This is a genomic window from Polaribacter glomeratus (assembly GCF_002954665.1).
In the GTDB taxonomy this organism is placed as follows: domain Bacteria; phylum Bacteroidota; class Bacteroidia; order Flavobacteriales; family Flavobacteriaceae; genus Polaribacter; species Polaribacter glomeratus.
Map to the genome: position 1 here is coordinate 195,804 of NZ_MSCM01000002.1, position 19,112 is coordinate 214,915.

16 protein-coding genes are annotated in these 19,112 nt (G+C 32.3%); 11 read left to right on the plus strand and 5 right to left on the minus strand.

Features of this window, described 5'->3' with window-relative positions; all coding sequences use genetic code 11:
- The first annotated feature begins 81 nt into the window (after window positions 1-81).
- The 10 genes from BTO16_RS10935 to BTO16_RS10975 all read left to right on the plus strand — a co-directional run bounded on the left by BTO16_RS10935 (window position 82) and on the right by BTO16_RS10975 (window position 11,077).
- The gene (locus BTO16_RS10935) at window positions 82-912 is read left to right on the plus strand and encodes a sterol desaturase family protein (RefSeq protein ID WP_245892102.1); all 831 of its coding nucleotides are present in this window, start codon (window positions 82-84) and stop codon (window positions 910-912) included.
- 273 nt (window positions 913-1,185) lie between these two features.
- On the plus strand, window positions 1,186-4,035 hold the full coding sequence (polA, locus tag BTO16_RS10940) for a DNA polymerase I (protein ID WP_105021724.1): 2,850 nt from the start codon (window positions 1,186-1,188) through the stop codon (window positions 4,033-4,035).
- Window positions 4,036-4,179: 144 nt separating this feature from the next.
- A complete protein-coding gene (locus BTO16_RS10945) occupies window positions 4,180-4,569 on the plus strand; it encodes a hypothetical protein (protein ID WP_105021725.1) in 390 nt (129 codons plus the stop codon).
- Window positions 4,570-4,748: 179 nt separating this feature from the next.
- Window positions 4,749-5,324, plus strand: coding sequence for a Crp/Fnr family transcriptional regulator (locus BTO16_RS10950; protein WP_105021726.1), 576 nt, complete (start codon window positions 4,749-4,751; stop codon window positions 5,322-5,324).
- Window positions 5,325-5,407: 83 nt separating this feature from the next.
- Window positions 5,408-6,391 carry an NADP-dependent oxidoreductase gene (locus BTO16_RS10955; protein WP_105021727.1) on the plus strand — a complete coding sequence of 328 codons (984 nt, stop codon included), beginning with the start codon at window positions 5,408-5,410 and terminating at the stop codon, window positions 6,389-6,391.
- A 34-nt stretch (window positions 6,392-6,425) separates the two neighbouring features.
- The gene (hchA, locus tag BTO16_RS10960; protein ID WP_105021728.1) at window positions 6,426-7,328 is read left to right on the plus strand and encodes a glyoxalase III HchA; all 903 of its coding nucleotides are present in this window, start codon (window positions 6,426-6,428) and stop codon (window positions 7,326-7,328) included.
- Between the two features lie 205 nt (window positions 7,329-7,533).
- Window positions 7,534-7,695, plus strand: coding sequence for a hypothetical protein (locus tag BTO16_RS17635; RefSeq protein ID WP_170064453.1), 162 nt, complete (start codon window positions 7,534-7,536; stop codon window positions 7,693-7,695).
- A 94-nt stretch (window positions 7,696-7,789) separates the two neighbouring features.
- Window positions 7,790-8,599, plus strand: a complete 810-nt coding sequence (locus BTO16_RS10965) for an N-acetylmuramoyl-L-alanine amidase (RefSeq protein WP_105021729.1) — start codon at window positions 7,790-7,792, stop codon at window positions 8,597-8,599.
- A 24-nt stretch (window positions 8,600-8,623) separates the two neighbouring features.
- Window positions 8,624-9,349 (plus strand): hypothetical protein, encoded by a 726-nt coding sequence (locus BTO16_RS10970; protein WP_146105389.1) that lies wholly within the window; start codon window positions 8,624-8,626, stop codon window positions 9,347-9,349.
- 57 nt (window positions 9,350-9,406) lie between these two features.
- Window positions 9,407-11,077 carry an RluA family pseudouridine synthase gene (locus BTO16_RS10975; protein WP_105021731.1) on the plus strand — a complete coding sequence of 557 codons (1,671 nt, stop codon included), beginning with the start codon at window positions 9,407-9,409 and terminating at the stop codon, window positions 11,075-11,077.
- Here BTO16_RS10975 and BTO16_RS10980 read toward each other — a convergent pair.
- The gene (locus tag BTO16_RS10980) at window positions 11,074-11,610 is read right to left on the minus strand and encodes a hypothetical protein (protein ID WP_105021732.1); all 537 of its coding nucleotides are present in this window, start codon (window positions 11,608-11,610) and stop codon (window positions 11,074-11,076) included. The genes BTO16_RS10975 and BTO16_RS10980 overlap by 4 nt on opposite strands.
- A gap of 125 nt (window positions 11,611-11,735) precedes the next feature.
- Between BTO16_RS10980 and BTO16_RS10985 the strand changes: the two genes are divergently transcribed.
- Window positions 11,736-12,698, plus strand: a complete 963-nt coding sequence (locus BTO16_RS10985) for an L-threonylcarbamoyladenylate synthase (protein WP_105021733.1) — start codon at window positions 11,736-11,738, stop codon at window positions 12,696-12,698.
- Here BTO16_RS10985 and BTO16_RS10990 read toward each other — a convergent pair.
- From BTO16_RS10990 to BTO16_RS11005, 4 genes are all read right to left on the minus strand, one after another.
- Complete coding sequence (locus tag BTO16_RS10990; RefSeq protein ID WP_105021734.1) at window positions 12,688-13,044, minus strand: phage holin family protein; 357 nt, start codon at window positions 13,042-13,044, stop codon at window positions 12,688-12,690. The genes BTO16_RS10985 and BTO16_RS10990 overlap by 11 nt on opposite strands.
- Before the next feature lie 148 nt (window positions 13,045-13,192).
- Window positions 13,193-15,556, minus strand: coding sequence for a DUF2309 domain-containing protein (locus tag BTO16_RS10995; protein WP_105021735.1), 2,364 nt, complete (start codon window positions 15,554-15,556; stop codon window positions 13,193-13,195).
- The gene (locus BTO16_RS11000; RefSeq protein WP_105021736.1) at window positions 15,556-17,040 is read right to left on the minus strand and encodes a proton-conducting transporter transmembrane domain-containing protein; all 1,485 of its coding nucleotides are present in this window, start codon (window positions 17,038-17,040) and stop codon (window positions 15,556-15,558) included. The genes BTO16_RS10995 and BTO16_RS11000 overlap by 1 nt, the downstream gene beginning before the upstream one ends.
- A gap of 236 nt (window positions 17,041-17,276) precedes the next feature.
- Window positions 17,277-19,088, minus strand: a complete 1,812-nt coding sequence (locus BTO16_RS11005) for a GNAT family N-acyltransferase (RefSeq protein WP_105021737.1) — start codon at window positions 19,086-19,088, stop codon at window positions 17,277-17,279.
- Window positions 19,089-19,112: the final 24 nt, after the last annotated feature.

Genomic DNA, 19,112 nt, shown 5'->3' on the forward strand with positions numbered 1-19,112 from the left:
AAGATAACTGTTAAAAAATGAATGAATTTTAACCCGCTGTTAAAGTTTTTTTAGTAAGTTTATGACTTTAAATTTCATAAAATGATGGATACAATTGTTGCCTTTTTTGAAAACCTAACCAGTCTACAAAAGTTTTTTTGGGTGGTTGGTTGTTTGTCTTTATTTTGGATTTTAGAAGGAATTTATCCGTTAAAAAAACATCAATATAATAAATGGAAACACGCAAAAACAAACTTAATTTTGCTGCTTTCTACCATGATAATTAATGTGGTTTTTGGCATTTTAACTGTTGGCGTTTTCAGTTGGATTGACGCCAATAATTTTGGATTACTAAACCAAATTGATCTGCCAGTTTGGATAGAAATTATCTTGGCAATTATGATTCTCGATTTTACATCTCAATATTTGGTGCATTATATGTTGCATAAAATCCCAGCAATGTGGCGCTTTCACACTGTACATCATAGCGATACGCATGTAGATGTAACTTCTGGAACGAGACATCATCCAGTAGATTTTATTTTTAGAGAGACTTTTGCTTTATTAGGAATTATAATTGCGGGTTTGCCGGTTTCTTATTATTTAATGTATCGCATTTTAACCGTACTTTTTACCTATTTTTCGCATGCGGATATTCAGTTGCCACTTTTTGTAGACAAAACAATTAGTTACGTTTTTATTTCGCCAAACACCCATAAATTTCACCATCACCACACAATGCCTTGGACGGATACCAATTTCGGAAATATCTTCTCTTTTTGGGATCGTATTTTTGGCACTTTTGTGTACAAAGACACCAAAGACATCGTGTACGGAATTGATATTTTAGATGCAGAAAAAGCAGATGATATTTTATATCAACTAAAAGCGCCTTTTAAAAAGGATTTAAAGTCAGCAGAATACATTGCATAAAATGATTTTAGTTAAACGATACAATTGTTTCTGAGATAAGTATAAAACCGCTTCGCTTATAGAGCCAAGCACCAAGATTTGATGCTAACAATCAAACAGCAAGAACGATACTAAAATTAGCTACTTTATCTCGATACAATTATTTTAGAAAAGCAAGATGTTATTTAAAAAATCGGTGAAGTCGTGGCTAATTTTTTGCTTTTATAAATACCGTTTGAAGTTTCCTTCTCATCATAACTTTTTGTAGTTTTATGTTTTTCAATAAAAGATAAAATGTCAGACCAAAAAAGACTTTTTTTAGTTGATGCATATGCATTAATTTTCCGCGGATATTACGCATTTATAAAGAACCCAAGAATCAATTCTAAAGGGTTAGATACCTCTGCAATTATGGGTTTTATGAATTCGTTATTAGACGTTATTAAACGTGAAAGACCAGATCATTTAGCCGTTTGTTTTGATAAAGGCGGCAGTGTAGATCGTGTAGAAATGTTTGAAGCCTACAAAGCAAACAGAGATGCAACTCCAGAAGCTATCAAATTAGCCGTTCCGTATATTTATGAAATTTTAAAAGCCATGCACATACCAATTATGGTAAAAGAGGGTTTTGAAGCGGATGATGTAATTGGTACACTTTCTAAACAAGCAGAAAAAGAAGGCTACAAAGTATATATGGTAACGCCAGATAAGGATTTTGCGCAACTCGTTTCCGAAAATATTTTTATGTACAAACCTCGTTTTGGTGGTGGTTATGATATTTGGGGCGTTCCGGAAGTTTTAGAGAAATTTGAAATTACAGATCCTTTACAAGTCATCGATTTTTTAGGAATGATGGGCGATTCGGCGGATAATATACCTGGTTTACCTGGCGTTGGAGAAAAAACTGCTAAAAAGTTTTTAGCAACCTATGGTTCTATGGAAAATTTGTTAGCAAATACCCATGAGCTAAAAGGAAAAATGAAAGAAAAAGTAGAAGCAGCAAAAGAGTTGGGAATCCTTTCTAAACAATTGGCAACAATTATGTTGGATGTTCCTGTTACTTTTGATGCTGATGATTTTACTTTAGATCAACCAGATATCGAAAAAGTAACCGAACTTTTTAACGAGTTAGAATTCAGGAATTTATTAACCAATTTCTCAAAAACTTTTGCAGATGAAAATGCAGAAAAAGTAAATTCTATAGAAGATTCTTCTGATGATGAACCAAAAAAATCAACTAAAAAAGCACCGCCAAGTACAGAAGGTCAGTTTGATTTATTTGCGGCTCCAGGAACCGGAAGTATTACGGATGAAGCCATTGCATCCGGATTTAAAAATATCGAAAACACCAATCATTTTTATCAACATATAAATTCGCCTTTATCAAGAAAAATCTTGTTGCAAAAACTGCTGCAGCAAAAATCTGTTTGCTTTGATACCGAAACTACAGGTTTAAAAGCGCTAGAAGTTGAACTTATCGGAATCTCTTTTTCGTTTGAAATTGGCAAAGGATTTTATGTTTCTTTTCCGGAAGACCAAGACGAAACCAAAACGATTTTAGAAGAATTTAGACCGTTTTTTGAAGCATCAGAAATAGAAAAAATTGGTCATAACTTAAAATATGATCTCAAAGTTTTATCTAATTACAACATGCCCGTAAAAGGGAACTTGTTTGATACCATGATTGCGCATTATTTGATAAACCCAGATATGCGTCATAATATGGATATTTTGGCAGAAACGTATTTAAATTATCAGCCCGTTTCTATCACAGAATTGATTGGTAAAAAAGGGAAAAATCAGCTTTCTATGAGAGTTGTGCCTATAAATGATCAAACAGAATATGCTGTTGAAGATGCAGATATTACGCTTCAATTAAAAGAACATTTTACATCAGAATTAGAAAGTGGTAATGTTACCAAACTTTTTAATGAGGTAGAATTGCCATTGGTTTCTGTATTAACAGCCATGGAAATTGAAGGAATTAACATCAACACAAGTTATTTAAATGAATTATCGGTTGTGCTAACGGATGACATCAACAGACTTGAAAAAAATATTTACGAACACGCTGGCGAAGAATTTAATATTGCATCGCCTAAACAATTAGGAATCGTTTTGTTCGAGAACATGAAGTTGGTTGATAAACCTAAAAAGACTAAAACTGGGCAATATGCTACAGGCGAAGATATTTTATCTTACTTGGCAAAAGACCACGAAATTATACGAAATATTCAAGAATATCGTCAATATAAAAAATTACAAAGCACGTATGTAGATGCGTTGCCAAATGAAGTGAATCCTAAAACAGGAAGAATTCATACAGAATATATGCAAGCAGTTGCGGCAACAGGTCGTTTAAGTTCTAACAACCCAAATTTACAAAATATACCGATTAGAACAGAGCGCGGAAAAGGAGTTAGAAAAGCGTTTATACCAAGAGATGAAAACTATGTTTTATTAGCTGCGGATTATTCTCAAATTGAATTGCGAATTATTGCGGCGTTAAGTGAAGAAGAAACGATGATGAATGCTTTTAAAAATGGCGAAGACATTCATGCTTCAACCGCTGCAAAAGTATTTAATATTCCTTTGGATGAAGTTACACGCGAACAAAGAAGCAACGCAAAAACAGTTAATTTTGGTATTATATATGGCGTTTCTGCGTTCGGATTAAGTAATCAGACAGATTTATCAAGAAGCGAAGCAAAAGAGTTGATTGATACGTATTACGAAACCTATCCGAAGTTAAAAGCATACATGGCTGCACAAGTTGATTTTGCTAGAGATCACGGCTATGTAGAAACGGTTTTAAACAGACGTAGGTATTTAAAAGACATCAATTCTAGAAACGCAGTGGTTAGAGGTGCTGCAGAACGAAATGCTGTAAATGCGCCAATTCAAGGTTCTGCTGCAGACATTATTAAACTAGCAATGATAAATATTTACAAGCGTTTTGAAAAAGAAAACTTTAAATCTAAAATGTTGTTGCAAGTGCACGATGAATTGGTTTTCGACGCACATAAAGACGAGTTAGAAATTATAAAACCAATCATAAAATTCGAAATGGAAAATGCTTTTAAAATGAGTGTTCCTTTGGATGTTGAAATAGGAATTGGTGATAACTGGTTAGAAGCACATTAAACAAACTATCAAATTATTAAAATACAGATTTCGCTAAATACTGAAACAAGTTCAGCACATGAAGCGGGATTCGTTCAACTATCAACTATCAACTTTGAACTTATAGCTTGCTGTTTTCAAAATTGAGTCTCACTAAAAATAGAAATGGAATTAGATTATATTGAAGATATAGATGGTCACGAGCAAAACATTGTTCGATTGTACAATTTTAACAAAGCAGAAGCGATTCTGTTTAGAGACCTTTTAAAAGCAACCGTTATTGATAAAAAACAAAAACTAGATTTAGCTACAGTAGCTTTTATAACCCCGCGGAATTGCAATTTAATTTTTGGGTTGTTTAAAACGGATGAAGGAATTCTTACCAAAGACAACGAAACGTTTTTCTGTATTTTAACTTTAGATGGTTTTAAAAAAATGATAAAATTGATAGAACCTTTTTGTAAAAAGGAGTCTAAAGGTTATCAATATTTATATGAAATTGACAACCCGATTGATTTATTATTTTGCCCATCGGCTAGTTTTGATGAAGCGTAATTGATTTTAAAAACCGTACTTTTTTTTAGTTTATTACTTAAAAAGTGAAAGCCATTTTAAAATTTAGGTTGTCTTTTGAAAATTAAAAATTTAACTTCGCTAACTCCTGATAGTTGGCATTAAAACGGACGTCATATCAGTGTTACGTTGTAAGTAATTAAAACCACCATAATTAAGAATTGGAAGACTTAATCAAGAAAATAAAAAGCAGATTACACTTAAGACCAGAAGCGGAAGAATTTCTTTATTCCATTTCGAAAGAAAAAACACTTTCTAAAGGAGAAGTTTTAATTCGCCAAGGACAAACTGTAAAGAAGACATTCTTTGTTACATCAGGTTGCCTAAGATCTTACTGTATTGATAAAAACGGAAAGGAACACACCTTACTATTTGCAATTAAAGATTGGTGGATAAGCGATTACATAGCTATCCATACTGATGAGCTTTCAACACTAACGGTAGAATGTCTTACCGAATCGAAAGTTATTGAATTCAATGCCAAAGAACTGGATGGAATTCATGCGCGTTTTCCTGAATTCGAGTCTTATCAAAGACACAATTTAGAACGCCATGTAGTTAGTTTGCACAAGCGTATCTTGAATCAACTACAATTAAGTGCTGCCGAGAGGTATGATTTATTCTTAAAGCAATACCCCGATATTGAGCAGCATACTCGAAATTTCCATATCGCATCTTATCTAGGTATCACCCAACAAAGCTTGAGTCGTATTAGAGTAGAAAAAGTAAAAAAATAGCTTTCTTACCATAGGGTAAATTTTTCTCGAAATACTCATTCTACATTTGTATCGAATTAAGAACCAAATAAATCGAAACAGATATGAAAGCATTACAAATAATAAAATACGGTGAGATTAAAGACAGTCTAGCCTTTAATGAAGTTAGCAAACCGACAGTTCAAGCAAATGATGTACTCATTGAAGTTAAAGCTGCTGCCATTAACCCTATAGACAAGAGTATTATTCTTGGAAACCTCCAAGGTATGCTCCCAATACCATTGCCAAGCACCTCTGCTTATGACGTAAGTGGAATTGTTGTAGAAACAGGAAATGAAGTAAGTAATTTTGAAATTGGAGACTTGGTTTATTCAAGAGTTCCGCAAGAACAAATGGGCACATTGGCTGAATTTGTTGCTGTAACCAGTGATGCTGTTTCAAAAAAACCTGGTAACATTTCTTTCGAAGAAGCGGCAAGTTTACCATTAGCAGGACTAACTGCTTTACAATCTTTGGAGTACGCAGGTATAAAAGAGAACGATAAAGTTCTTATTCATGCTGGTTCTGGAGGTGTTGGAAGTTTCGCTATTCAGTATGCCAAAGCTAAAGGAGCTTATGTTTATACCACAACAAGCACAAATAATGTACAATGGGTGAAAGAGCTTGGCGCAGACAGAGTAATCGACTACAAAACGGAAGATTACAAAAGCATAGCCAAAGATGTAGATATCGTGTTTGATACACTTGGTCAAAACTATTCGCTTGAATCTTTTGAAGTTGTCAAAACAGCTGGAAAAGTGGTTAGTGTTGTTGGCCCTTTGGATGAAGCGAGTGCGAAAATGTTCGGCATGGCCGATTATAAATTGCCAGAGGAATTAGCTGAAGCTAGCAGTGAAAAAAACGTTGAGTACAAATTCATCTTCATGCATCCAAATGGTGCACATTTAAATGAAATAAAATCAATGATAGAAGATGAAAAAATCAAACCAATTGTAGACAAAGTATATCCATTTTCTGAGAGTATTCAAGCATTCATACATCTTGCATCGGGTAGAGCAAAAGGGAAAATTGTAATTAAAATCCATTAAGTATTATTCTAATAAAAACATAAAAATTAAAATCATGACAAAAAAAATATTAATTGGACTTGCAAGTGTAATTGTGCTTGCATTCATAGTAATCTACTTTATATCACGACCAACGCTAGAAGATGATGGTTCATATAGCCCATCAAGTTTAGCGCTGAATTTAGGAACTGTGTCTGTAACAGATTTTGAAGATATTAAATACACCAAATACCAAGGAGAAAAATCAAAGATTTTAGTAATCTTCACTGAACAAAAAAACTTGGAAATGAAAAACGGCAAACTGTTTTCTACGGGAAATCACCCAATAGAAGCACTTGTTCCAATGTTACACCTAAAAAATGCAGGATTTGATTTTGAAATCGTAACTCCTACTGGTAAACCTGTTGTATTTGAAATGTGGGCTTTTCCGAATGAAGATGAGAATGTGAAAGCTATTTATAATGAGTACAAATCGAATTTTGAGCAACCTAAAAAATTGACAGATTTTATCACTAATTCATTTACAAATGATAGTTCTTATGCTGCTGTATTTGTGCCAGGTGGACATGGAGCAATGATTGGTATTCCAGAAGATAAAAACGTAAGTAAGGTATTGAATTGGGCACATCAAAGTGATTTGTTCACTATTACGCTTTGTCATGGTCCAGGAGCATTATTATCCACTACGCTGGACAATCAAAAATTCCTTTATGATGGATACAAGATGGCTGTATTCCCAGACGCTGTGGATGAAATGACACCAATGATTGGTTATTTGCCAGGTCACATGAAAAACGGTGTGAGCGAAAGATTGAAAAACTTAGGTGCTACTATTGTTAATACAGAATCTGATAAAACAGTTTGTGTAGATAGAAGACTAATTACAGGTGCAAGTCCATTAGCATCAAATGAATTAGGAAAACTCGCAGCTGAAACTTTATTGAAAGAACTGAATTAAAAACTACTTACAACAATGTATAAAAGCAATAGCGGTTTGGGTTTTAACTTGAACCGCTATTGCTTTTTAATTAAGTATATTGCTATCCGAAAGTTAGTGCGTATAAATCTGCTACTGCTCTTATACTAAACGTTAGCGAAGTTAAATTTTTTCATCCTACGAAAAATAAAATACAAGTTAAAAAACCATCCTAATAATTTTTGGTTTGTTTACATCTGATGAAGGAATTCTTACCGAATACAACCAAGTTTTTTTCTATATTTTAACTTTAAAAGATTTTCAAAAAATGATAAAATTGATCGCATCTTTCTGTAAAAAAGAATCTAAAGGCTATCAATATGTATATGATATTGACAATCCTACGTAACTTTCAGCAATTGAAATTGATGAGTAAGTATTTTAGATAAAATTAAAAATTATTTCAAGATTATGAAGAGTTATCTTAAAACAAATTAAAACTAATGATAAAATACATAAAACTATTAATTATTCTATTCGCATTTAGTTCTTGCTCAAAAAACATTTATAAAATATCTGAAAGAGCCTATATTAAAGAAGCGAGGACGTTAGGAAAATCACTTATTAAAATAATTCCTGATACAATTAACAGTGAGAAAATTGCCGTTTTAAAATCTCAAAATTTTAATTTAAGAAAACCAAATTTAATTGTAATTCATCATACAGATCAAGCCAGCTGCCAAGAAACATTTAAAACCTTTGCTTTAAAAAGAACACAAGTGAGCTCTCATTATGTTATTTGTGACAACGGAAATATTACACAAATGTTAAACGATCTGCTAAGAGGTTGGCACGCTGGAGGTGGCAGTTGGGGGAAAAATACAGACATTAATAGTGCTTCAATTGGTATAGAATTAGATAATAATGGTGAAGAATCTTTTTCTGATTCTCAAATAAACAGTTTACTATTATTGCTAAAAAATCTAACCGATAAATATAAAATTCCGTTGCAAAATATAGTTGGTCATGCTGATATTGCGCCAGGCAGAAAAGTAGATCCTAGTGCGTTATTTCCATGGAAAAAACTGGCAGAAAACGGATTCGGGATTTGGTATGATGAAACAAAATTGGAAACTACGGAAGTACCAGAAAATTTTGATTCTTCAAAAGCTTTGAAATTTATAGGGTACAATATTACAAATTTAGAAGGTGGTATTTATTCGTTTAAATTACATTTTAATCCAACAGATGTTTCTAGTAGCTTATCTGAAAAAGACAAGAAAATTCTATTTTTATTACTTGAAGAACTCTAAAATAATAATTTTTATCTCTAATAAATGAAACTCAACTGTACTGCTATTTTATTATTAATTTCTATCATTACTTTTTCAAATTGTGGAACATTTAGTGAGCTACTTATGAAAGAATCTAAACCTTTTCAAGAAAATTTTAAAAATGAAATCACCTTTAAAAAAAAATGGAAAAACAATTCTTGGAAAAGTCCAGCTTCTTATTCTTTAGAAAATAATAAGTTAAAAATCACTACTAGAGCAACTACAAACGATAGAGTTAAAGTAAGAACTAAAAGAAGAAACTTTACAACAGGAACGTATATTTGGCGAATTTTTGTGCCAGAATTTAGGTTGTACGAACAAAGTAGTATCGGTGCATTTTTATATCATAATGAAGAGGACATCTTTGAATTTGACTTTGAAATTGGCTCTGGTCAAAAATTAGATCGAGAGAAAATAAATCTAAAAAATGATGAAGCTATAGTGTTTTGTGTTTCGCAATTTTCGCCATCAAACTCTGGTCATTTTGCCGTGAAAATGAACGAATATTCTGATTTTAAAATGGAGTTACTTAATGTTAATGGCTATTATTTGGTAAAATGGTACATCAATAATAACTTGGTAAAAACTTTGCAAACGAACGTAAGAAGTACTATAAAATTCAGAGTTCATAATAGTTTAGAGAATTTGCATTTTATGGGTGATAAAACAACATCCACAGAAAACTACGTACTTTTTGATTCTTTTAGCTACGAAATCAATGAGCAGTAGTTTCTTTTTTATCCGTAATTTTGAAATTGTTATTTAACTATTCTATCTATTTTATACTTGAAACATTTACAAAAATTTACAACGGATATTTCTGAAATTCAACTTTCAGAAAAATTTACATTTCCTTTTTATTACGAACCGCATTCTTTGGCTAAAATTGCTTCGGAAGAAGTTCAAGAATATTTAGAATCTCAAACTGATTTTGAGCATAACTTTGGTTTGGATACAACTAAAACTGATTTACCAATCGGGAAAATGTTTGGCGTTTTAATTGTGCAAAACCAACAAAACGAAATTGGATATTTAGCAGCGTTTTCGGGTAAATTGGCGGATAAAAGTCTCCCAGAAAAATTTGTTCCTCCTGTTTTTAATATGAGAACAGCAGGTAGCTTTTACATAAAAGGCGAGCTTGAAATTGATGAAATAAACGCGCAATTAACTTTAATAAAAAACAACGAACAGTATTTAGAATTAAAAAAATCATTTAAAATAGTTACCGATTCAATTGCTGATGATTTAGAATATCAAAGAAAGAAAATGAAACTTTCTAAATCTGATCGAAAACTACGTAAGAAAAATGCAATCTCTGTTTTAAGTGCGTTAGAATTTAAAAACCTCACCAAAAAATTAATGCAAGAAAGCTATAATGATCAATTTTTCTACAAAGAACTAGTTGAATATTATGAAGCTAAAAGTGAAAAAGCAGGAAAAGAAGTAGTTGTTTTTCAAAGTAAAATTACAAGGCTAAAAAAAGAACGAAAAGAAAAATCGAACTATTTACAGCAAACATTATTTAGTAAATATGCTTTTTTAAATCAACAAAAAGAATTAAAAAACTTATTGGATATTTTTAATGATCCAACCATAAAACCACCTGCAGGTTCTGGAGAATGTTCTGCGCCAAAACTATTGCAATATGCTTTTGCAAATGATTTAAAACCAGTTTCTATGGCAGAATTTTGGTGGGGAATTTCGCCAAACTCAGCCGTTAGACAGCACAAAAACTATTATCCAGCCTGCCAAAGTAGATGTAAACCTATTTTAACGCATATGTTAGAAGGTATTAAAATGGATGCTAATTTATTGATAGAAAATTTATCAGAAAAACAAGAACTCAAAATTATTTATGAAGACGATGTTTTAATTGTTGTAAACAAACCATCAGAACTTTTATCGGTTCCTGGTAAAGAAATTACCGATTCTGTGTATAGCAGAATTAAAGAAAAATATCCAACAGCAACTGGCCCTTTAATTGTGCATCGGTTAGACATGTCTACATCCGGAATATTAGTATTAACCAAAACCAAAGAGGCGAACAAAGTTTTGCAAAGTCAGTTTATAAATAGAACGGTTAAAAAACGCTATGTTGCACTGTTAGATGGAAATCTATTAGAAAATAACGGAAAAATAAAATTGCCTTTGCGAGTAGATTTAGACGACAGACCAAAACAATTAGTAGATTTTGTACACGGAAAAAATGCTGAAACAGATTGGGAAATCATCCGAAGAGAAAACGGAAAAACAAGGGTTTATTTTTATCCAATTACGGGAAGAACGCATCAATTAAGAGTGCATGCTGCTCATAAAAACGGATTAAACACACCCATTTTTGGTGACGATTTGTACGGTAAAAAAACGAACAGATTGCATCTTCATGCAGAATTTATTGAGTTTTTACATCCTTCGACAAACGAAAAAATGAGTTTTACGGTGGATACTGAATTTTAAAAAAACGAAAAACCAAATCCGAAAGAAATACTCTCTAATCTATTATTTTCAAAACCTACAATTCCTTTTCTGTGGTAATCTAATCTTAGAATAGCGTTCCATCTTTTTTGACCAGCAAACTGAATCCCTAAACCTACTCCAAAATAATTTCCGTCGGGATATCTAGACGAAGGAGTCCACATTTTACCGTAACGTACTTCTATAAAATGTGCATCATCCTCAAATTCGGTTATATTATACTTTAAACTTCCATAAGTTGGGAACGCACTTACGGCATAATTCCAGTGATAATCATAGCCTACATTAAAGCCAACAGCCAGTCTTCGTTGAAATTCGTATCCAAAACCTACTCTAAAAAATAATGCAGAAGGAACCAAAAAAGTTTCGCCTTCATCATTAGAAATAGTATAGTTTTCATTAATACCTAACGTAAAATTAACATCACCCGTAATAAAAGGTCTTCCTAATTTTTCTTGAGAAAGGGTAGTAAGAACAACAAAGAGAAATGTAAAAGTGAGTAGTAATTTTTTCATAGGTAGATTTAAGACAACCAAAACACCAAAAACTATTCCGTTTTAAATTTCTAATAAAAAAAACACAAAAGTTAATTTGTAATATCTTGATACTTCAATTTTATCCGTAATTTTGCAAACGAATTATGAGCATTATTTCTAAAGACATACAAAAAGCAATAGCTTTATTAACAAACGAAGAATTGGTTGCCATACCTACAGAAACAGTGTATGGTTTGGCCGGAAATATCTTTAGCGAAAAAGCGATTAAAAGCATTTTTGAGACAAAAAAACGACCTTTTTTTAATCCGTTAATTGTGCATATTTCTTCTGTGGATGAATTAGAAACCATTGTTTCTGAAGTTCCTGAAAAAGCAAAATTGTTAGCGGCTACTTTTTGGCCTGGTTCAATGACTTTAGTGCTAAAAAAGCAAAAAAACATTCCTGATATAATTACTGCTGGCAAAGACACCGTTGCTGTGCGTGTACCAAATCACCCGGTAACTTTAGAACTTTTACAAAAATTACCTTTTCCTTTGGCCGCGCCAAGTGCAAATCCTTTTAGTAGTATTAGCCCTACGAAGCCAGAACACGTAGAGCGTTATTTTAAAAATGATATTCAAATGGTTTTAGATGGCGGCGCTTGTAAAAACGGCATTGAATCTACCATTATCGGTTTTGAAAACGGCGAACCAATTATTTACCGATTAGGTGCTTTATCTTTAGAGGATATTGAGGCTGTTGTTGGCAAAGTTGAAATAAAAAATAAGAAAGAAGAAAATCCCGATGCTCCAGGAATGTTAGATAAACATTATTCGCCTGCAACTTTTACGGTTTTAACTTCGGATATTACATCAGAAATTAAAAACCATCCAACTAAAAAAATTGGAATTTTAGCATACAATTCCTCGTTTAAAACAGATGCTGTTTTTACTGAAATCATCTTATCTAAAAATAGTAATTTACAAGAAGCAGCTTCAAAATTGTATGATGCTTTGCATGAACTAGATCACTTGGATTTAGACCTTATTATTGCCGAAAAACTACCAGAAACTGGTTTAGGGAAATCTATAAATGATCGTTTGCAAAGAGCTGCTTTTAGTTCTTAATTTGATTCTTATCTTTAAAAATCGAAAATAAAATTGTTCTAAAAAACGAAAGTAAAACACTAAAAAGTAACGCTGTAAAAAAGCCAGAAACTTCAAAACCGTCTACCAAATTATCTGCTAATAAAATAATTATTGCATTTATTACAAATAAAAACAACCCTAAAGTTAGAATAGTTGCTGGCAATGTAAAAAACACCAAAAGTGGTCTAATAAACATGTTTAATAACGAAATTACAATAGCAACAATTATAGCGGTTGTATAATCTATTACTGTTACTCCTGGTAAAATTTTGGCTAAAACAACAACAGCTAAAGCCGTTAATATAATTTTTAAAAGGGTTTTCATCTCAATTAATTTTGATTTAATGTAGCTAAAATTCTACAACTAAAATAATAGCACTTTTTACAAACTTACGCTATAATATTAAAAGGCTACAAAAAAATACAAGAAAGGATTTTGCCTTTCTTGTATTGTATTGATTTTTAATAGAATTTTAAACAGTTTCTAAAATTTGTGGTTCTTTCTTTTTTGATGTTTTATTAACCGATTTCCCATCAGAAGACAACGTCCATTGCATACCTTTTTGATAGGTTTTAATACGATTTTCATCCGTAGGATCCATCACCATTAAATAAATCCATTCGTTATCTAATAATGATTTTAAATTTTCATTTCTTGTTAAAATATCGATAATTCTTGCCAAAGGCGCATTAATAAGCACCGATAAACGTAGTGGTTGATGATACATTTTTGAATCCGTTTCACTTACCGATTGTAATGGTAAACCCATTTTTAAATCACCTCCGTTACCTTGCACTACTCCAAATTTACCAGTAACATTGTGCGTTATTTTAGAACCCCCACCAAATGTTTTATTATCTACAGTAGAAAAATAATAGTGATTATTAATCCATTGCGTTACCACCATTGGTCCTTGCATAATTCCTTCTAAAGCGCCGCCAGTAATATCTTTACTCCAATCGTAAGAATGTAAAAAACATCTACTATTTAAGTTTGTATTCTTGGTTAAACTTCTTGGCGCCACTATAAAACCAGCATTTTTAGCAAGACCCCATTCTGGTCTTGTTTCTCCCCAATCATTTGCTTTTCTTTCTGCAGTTGCCACAGAATTTTCAACTCCTAATCTGTCTTTTGTTGCTGTTTTTTGTGCATTTTTTAAATTTTCTTTTAATTCCTTTAATTTCTGTTGATGAGTAACGGGAACCGCTGCATCAAAAATTTCTATTTCGTCTGTTGTTGTATTATGTTCTGCACCTATAAAAACGGTATCAGCAGGAATTACAAGTTTATGTTTGGCTGCCAATTCTTCTCTAACTTCTTTTAAATTTGCTAATTTAGCTAGCATTCTTGCATTATGTCTTCCAGGACTTGCAGCGCAAGCGCCGCAATCTAAACTTGATGCAAAAGGATTATTTGCAGTATGACTTCCGTGGCCTGCAAAAACAACTAAAGGCGCAAAGTTTTTCCATCCTGTTAAATCAAAAGCAGATTTTACAATAGCTACTTTATCCGCAAGCGGAATGCCTTCATTTTCTGTATGAGCATTGGTGCAATTAATTTGTGGTTCTGCAATTTCTTCAAAGGAATTCTTATTTTTATTGTTAAAACGATAAAAAGAACCCGCAGATAATGTGCGGCCAATAAGCGAAAATCCGTAGAATAAACCTGAACCTTCTACATAACCAAAAGTAGATGGCAACATGTTTTTCATGCGCTTAAAAAAATATTCTTTAAACTGCGAAACCTCGTTTTTCTTTTTGAAAGCGCTCATTTCTTGGTGCTTATCAGAAGCTGCCATTTCTGTAACTTGATATGCGGAACCAACTATTGGCGGGCATGATTTTCTAGTAATGTCGTCTTCAAGATTGGTGTAATCCATAGCAATTCCAAAAAAGCCTGCATACCCATACGTTTCATAATTTCCTTGCGCTTCAACATGCCTACGAATTAATTCTGATCGCGTATCAATACAAAAAACCAATTGTGCGTCTGGTCGTTTTTCATCTTCGTTTGATGCTGGCACATTCCTTACCAAATGAATCATATTCTTTTGCCAGCTTTGCTCCCAAGCTTTTAACCAAACATATTTAAGCTGCGCATCTTTTATTGCTGCACTCGATTTCTTGTTTTGTAGTATCGAAATGTTTAGTTTTTTTGCAATCCATAAACGAACTGCTAAATATTGCTCTAAACTTATTGGATATTCTTTTTGCCAGTTAGAATCTGCCGCTGTTCTGTAATTAATATACCCTGTCCAACCTGGCAAAGCCGCTAAATGCTGTGTAAAAATCTCTTGGTATTGTTCAACCGTAAACTCCTTTAAAACATCATTTAATGCTTCTGTACTAGAAGCAGGAATATCAGAAATACTTTTTATTAATAAAGCGTTATCATATTTTGCTAATTTTCTCCAAGCTAAATAAAACCCTTCTTCTTTTCCTGGCATTTCCCATTCGGCAAGGCCTTCATCCATAAAAGCAGCCAACCATTTAGACATCATTCCGTCTAACTCGTGCGTAGGATTTAGCACTTCTTCTTGGTCATTTTCCATTTGATCTATATAGAATTCTGGTGTTCCGTGTAAATCGTTTTCTTTTAGCAAACTAGAAAGTAATGAACCATCTATTTCTCCAATATGTAAAGCTTGTTTAAAAATAGCTGGCTTAGGAAAAATAGTTGCATTTAAGTATTGCTTCGCATTTAAAACAGCCTCGTTAAAATGTGAGTTTTCGTAACCAGAAAGCGGATTAGAAGTTACAAAAGAATATAATGGCCAAGTCTTACCAATAACCTTTGCTGCTTTTTCTATATTTTTTGAAATGTTTGTTGGTTGCATTACGAGTTCGATTTATACATTAATATTGTTTTTTTATACGGTTGTGAAACGTTCATTAACTTTACATACAACCAAGGTATTCGTCTGTAAACACCTAATTTCATGATAAAAAATCCTATAAGAAATATAATTCCGAATATAATTTGAAGCGTAGAAAGCGGCAACGATTCTGCTACCATTGGCATAGAACCCATAATAACGGTTACAAAATTATACATTAAACCATAAGCCCCAATACCAAGTAAAAATAAAACTGGTGGTAAGACTAACTTTTGCCCTGTTGATAAACTCTTTTCTTTTACAATATTATACGTTACCTGCCCAACTGTAATTGCTACAATAAGAATTAGGAAAATACTACTATCTAATGCTGTTCCTTTACCTGTGATAAAAGAAAATAGCAATGCTGCTAGTGTTCCAAAAACAAGAACTGCTATAGCTTGCAGTGGTTTTATGCGTATTTGCTCTGTCTTTTTAGGTGCTGAATGTTTTATTTCTTCGCCTGATGATAAAAATAAATATGCTTTGTAAAATCCGTGAAGAATTAAGTGAGCAACCGCCGCATTAAAGAAACCTAAACCACATTGCATAATCATAAAACCCATTTGTGCTATGGTAGAACAGGCTAATTTCTGTTTCACGTTTACTTGTATCAACTTTGTAAATTGTGCTAATATGGCCGTTAATCCGCCAACAATTAGTAAAATATTTTGGGTATTTGAAGCAAATATTAATGTTGCAAAAAGTGCTAAAACGATTCCAGAACCATTTACAAAACCCGCGTGCATTAAAGCCGATGCAGGTGTTGGTGAAGTCATTGCTGATAACAACCAGCGATGAAAAGGATAAATTGCAGATTGTATAATTGCTGCTGTAATAATACAAAGTGCGGCAATTAAAACGATATGATAAGGAAGCGTATCAATTTTAGAAATAATATCACTAACCAAAAAAGTATCTAATTGAAAAGCTAACAACAACAAACCAGCCGCTAAAAAGAATGTTCCTGCTAAAAAATAACGCAATGTAAATTTTGAAGCTTCTCTTGCTTCTCCCCAATTTTTATCAACCCCAATTAATTGAGACATTAAAAAACCCATTAACAACCAACTAACTATAAGTATTAAAATATGGTTTGCCATTACAAAAAGCATCACAGAAAGTGTAAAGCCAAGACATAGTAGCATAAATTTAGATTGATATTTAAATCCTTTTAAATAGTTTGTAGAATAGCTACTTATTAATGCGCTAAAAAAAGTTACGGTAGCCCAAATTAAAATTGTAAAACCATTTATTTTAAAGAAACTACCAAGCGTCCATTCTGGAATCGTTGGGTAAAAAAAAGAAAGGGTCAAAATGTTTAAAACAAATGACACCCACAAAACAGCACTAATTATTCTAGAAAGATTTTGAGCAGAGTTAACCTCTGGATCCTTTTCTGATTCGCTAATAAGCCTTGTTTCTAAATTACTTTTAAAAGCCATGATAAATTTCTGTTTATTATAAATTCACGGCAAATATTAAACAAATTATGTATTAATTTTTATATATACTTTTTATAATATGCATAAGAAATATTTATGTTTTTTACGTGAGTCTAATCACTTAATAAAGTTTGTAGGCTTAATTATCAGGAAAAAAAACCTCTTTAAATGGCCTATAAAATACCGTTTAAAGAGGGTTGAGAAGTAAACGTTAGCAGCAAAAACCAGCTTACAAATTATTCGCTTTTATGATGATCTTCTGCAGCTTTACGCTCTAACTCTGCTTGAAATTCTTCCATCACTGGTTTTACGGTACTTTCTGGAATATCGGCAACTTTAATATACATTAAGCCATCTATTGCATTGTTAAATTTTGGATCTACATTAAAAGCGACTAAACGAGCGTTTTGCTTTACGTATTTTTTAATTAAAACAGGAATTCTTAATGCTCCTGGTTCAATTTCATCAATTATTTTATCAAATTTTTGCATATCCGCTTGCGTGGCATCAAACACAAAATCTTTATCAACATCTTTTAATTTTACTTTGTATTCTTTCTTCGGACGAATATATTGCGCAATATAAGGGTCGTAATAATGAGATTTCATAAACTCAATCATTAATGATTTAGAGAAATCTGAAAACTGATTACTTATAGAAACACCGCCCATTAAATATTTATATTCTGGATAACGCAACGTAACGTGCACGATTCCTTTCCATAATAAAAACAATGGCATTGGTTTTTGTTGGTATTCTTGAATAATAAAAGCACGTCCCATTTCTATGGTATCATCCATCATTTGATGCAGTTCGGGTTCAATCCTAAATAATGTTTGAACATAAAACCCGTCAATACCATACTTTTTGTAAATTTCTTTTCCAAGGCCCATTCTATATGCGCCTGCTAAACAATTAGCGTCTCTGTCCCATAAAAATAGATGGTGATAATACTTATCATAAATATCTAAATCTATTGCTTTATTTGTGCCTTCGCCCACACCTCTAAAAGTGATTTCGCGCAACCTTCCTATTTCGTGCAACAAATTAGGAATTTCTTTTGCGCTTGCAAAAAACACTTCATAATTTTTACTTTCTAAAAGCCTACCCTCTTTTTCTCTTAAAGCATTTACCTCTTTAATAAAAGAATCTACACTTCTTTGAGCAGTGATTTTTTTGGCTTTTCTTTTAATTTTGATATTTTGGGCAGAAATTAACTTGTGTGCTTTTTCAAACGGATTTGCCAACATATACGTTTTCTTTCTGATAAACTCAGAAAAAGCAGTAATATCTTTATATTCCTCTTGATCGCTAACCGAAATTGGTTTTCCTATTCTAACTCGTATAACTTTGCCGTTCTGCGACATTACTTCCGAGGGTAATTTGGCTGTTCTTAACGTGTCACTAATTTTTGATAGAATATAAAAAAAACGGCTATTTTTTGCATGAAAATAAATAGGAATTACCGGTACTTTTGCCTTTTTAATCAATCTTACAGCACCATCTTCCCAAGGTTTATCAACCTTTAATTTACCGTCTCTATAAGTAGAAACTTCTCCCGCAGGAAAAATACCTAAAGGCATACCTTCTCTTAAATGTAACAATGCACTTTTAATACCTGCAACACTAGATTTTGCCTCCTTTCTGTGTTCAAAAGGATTTACTGGCATTATATAGGGTTTTAAAGGCCCTATTCTGTGAAGTAAAAAATTGGCAATTATTTTATAATCAGATCTCTTTTCAATCAGTAGTTTTAATAATAAAACACCATCCAATCCGCCTAAAGGATGATTAGAAACGGTAATAAAAGCACCGTCTTTTGGTATTCTTTTTAAATCCTCTTCAGGAATTTCAAACTTTATATTGCAATCATCTAAAACACCATTTAAAAAATTTAAATCTGTTTTATCTTTGTTATTATTATATATTTTATTGATTGTAGAAATACGCAATACCCTTATAAGCAACCAGCCTACAAAGATGCCTAGAAAACCAAATTTTTCTAAGCCAATTATTTGTGCAATTTCTTTAGATGTTACTAATGCCATAAATTAAAATTAGATGCATCTGCA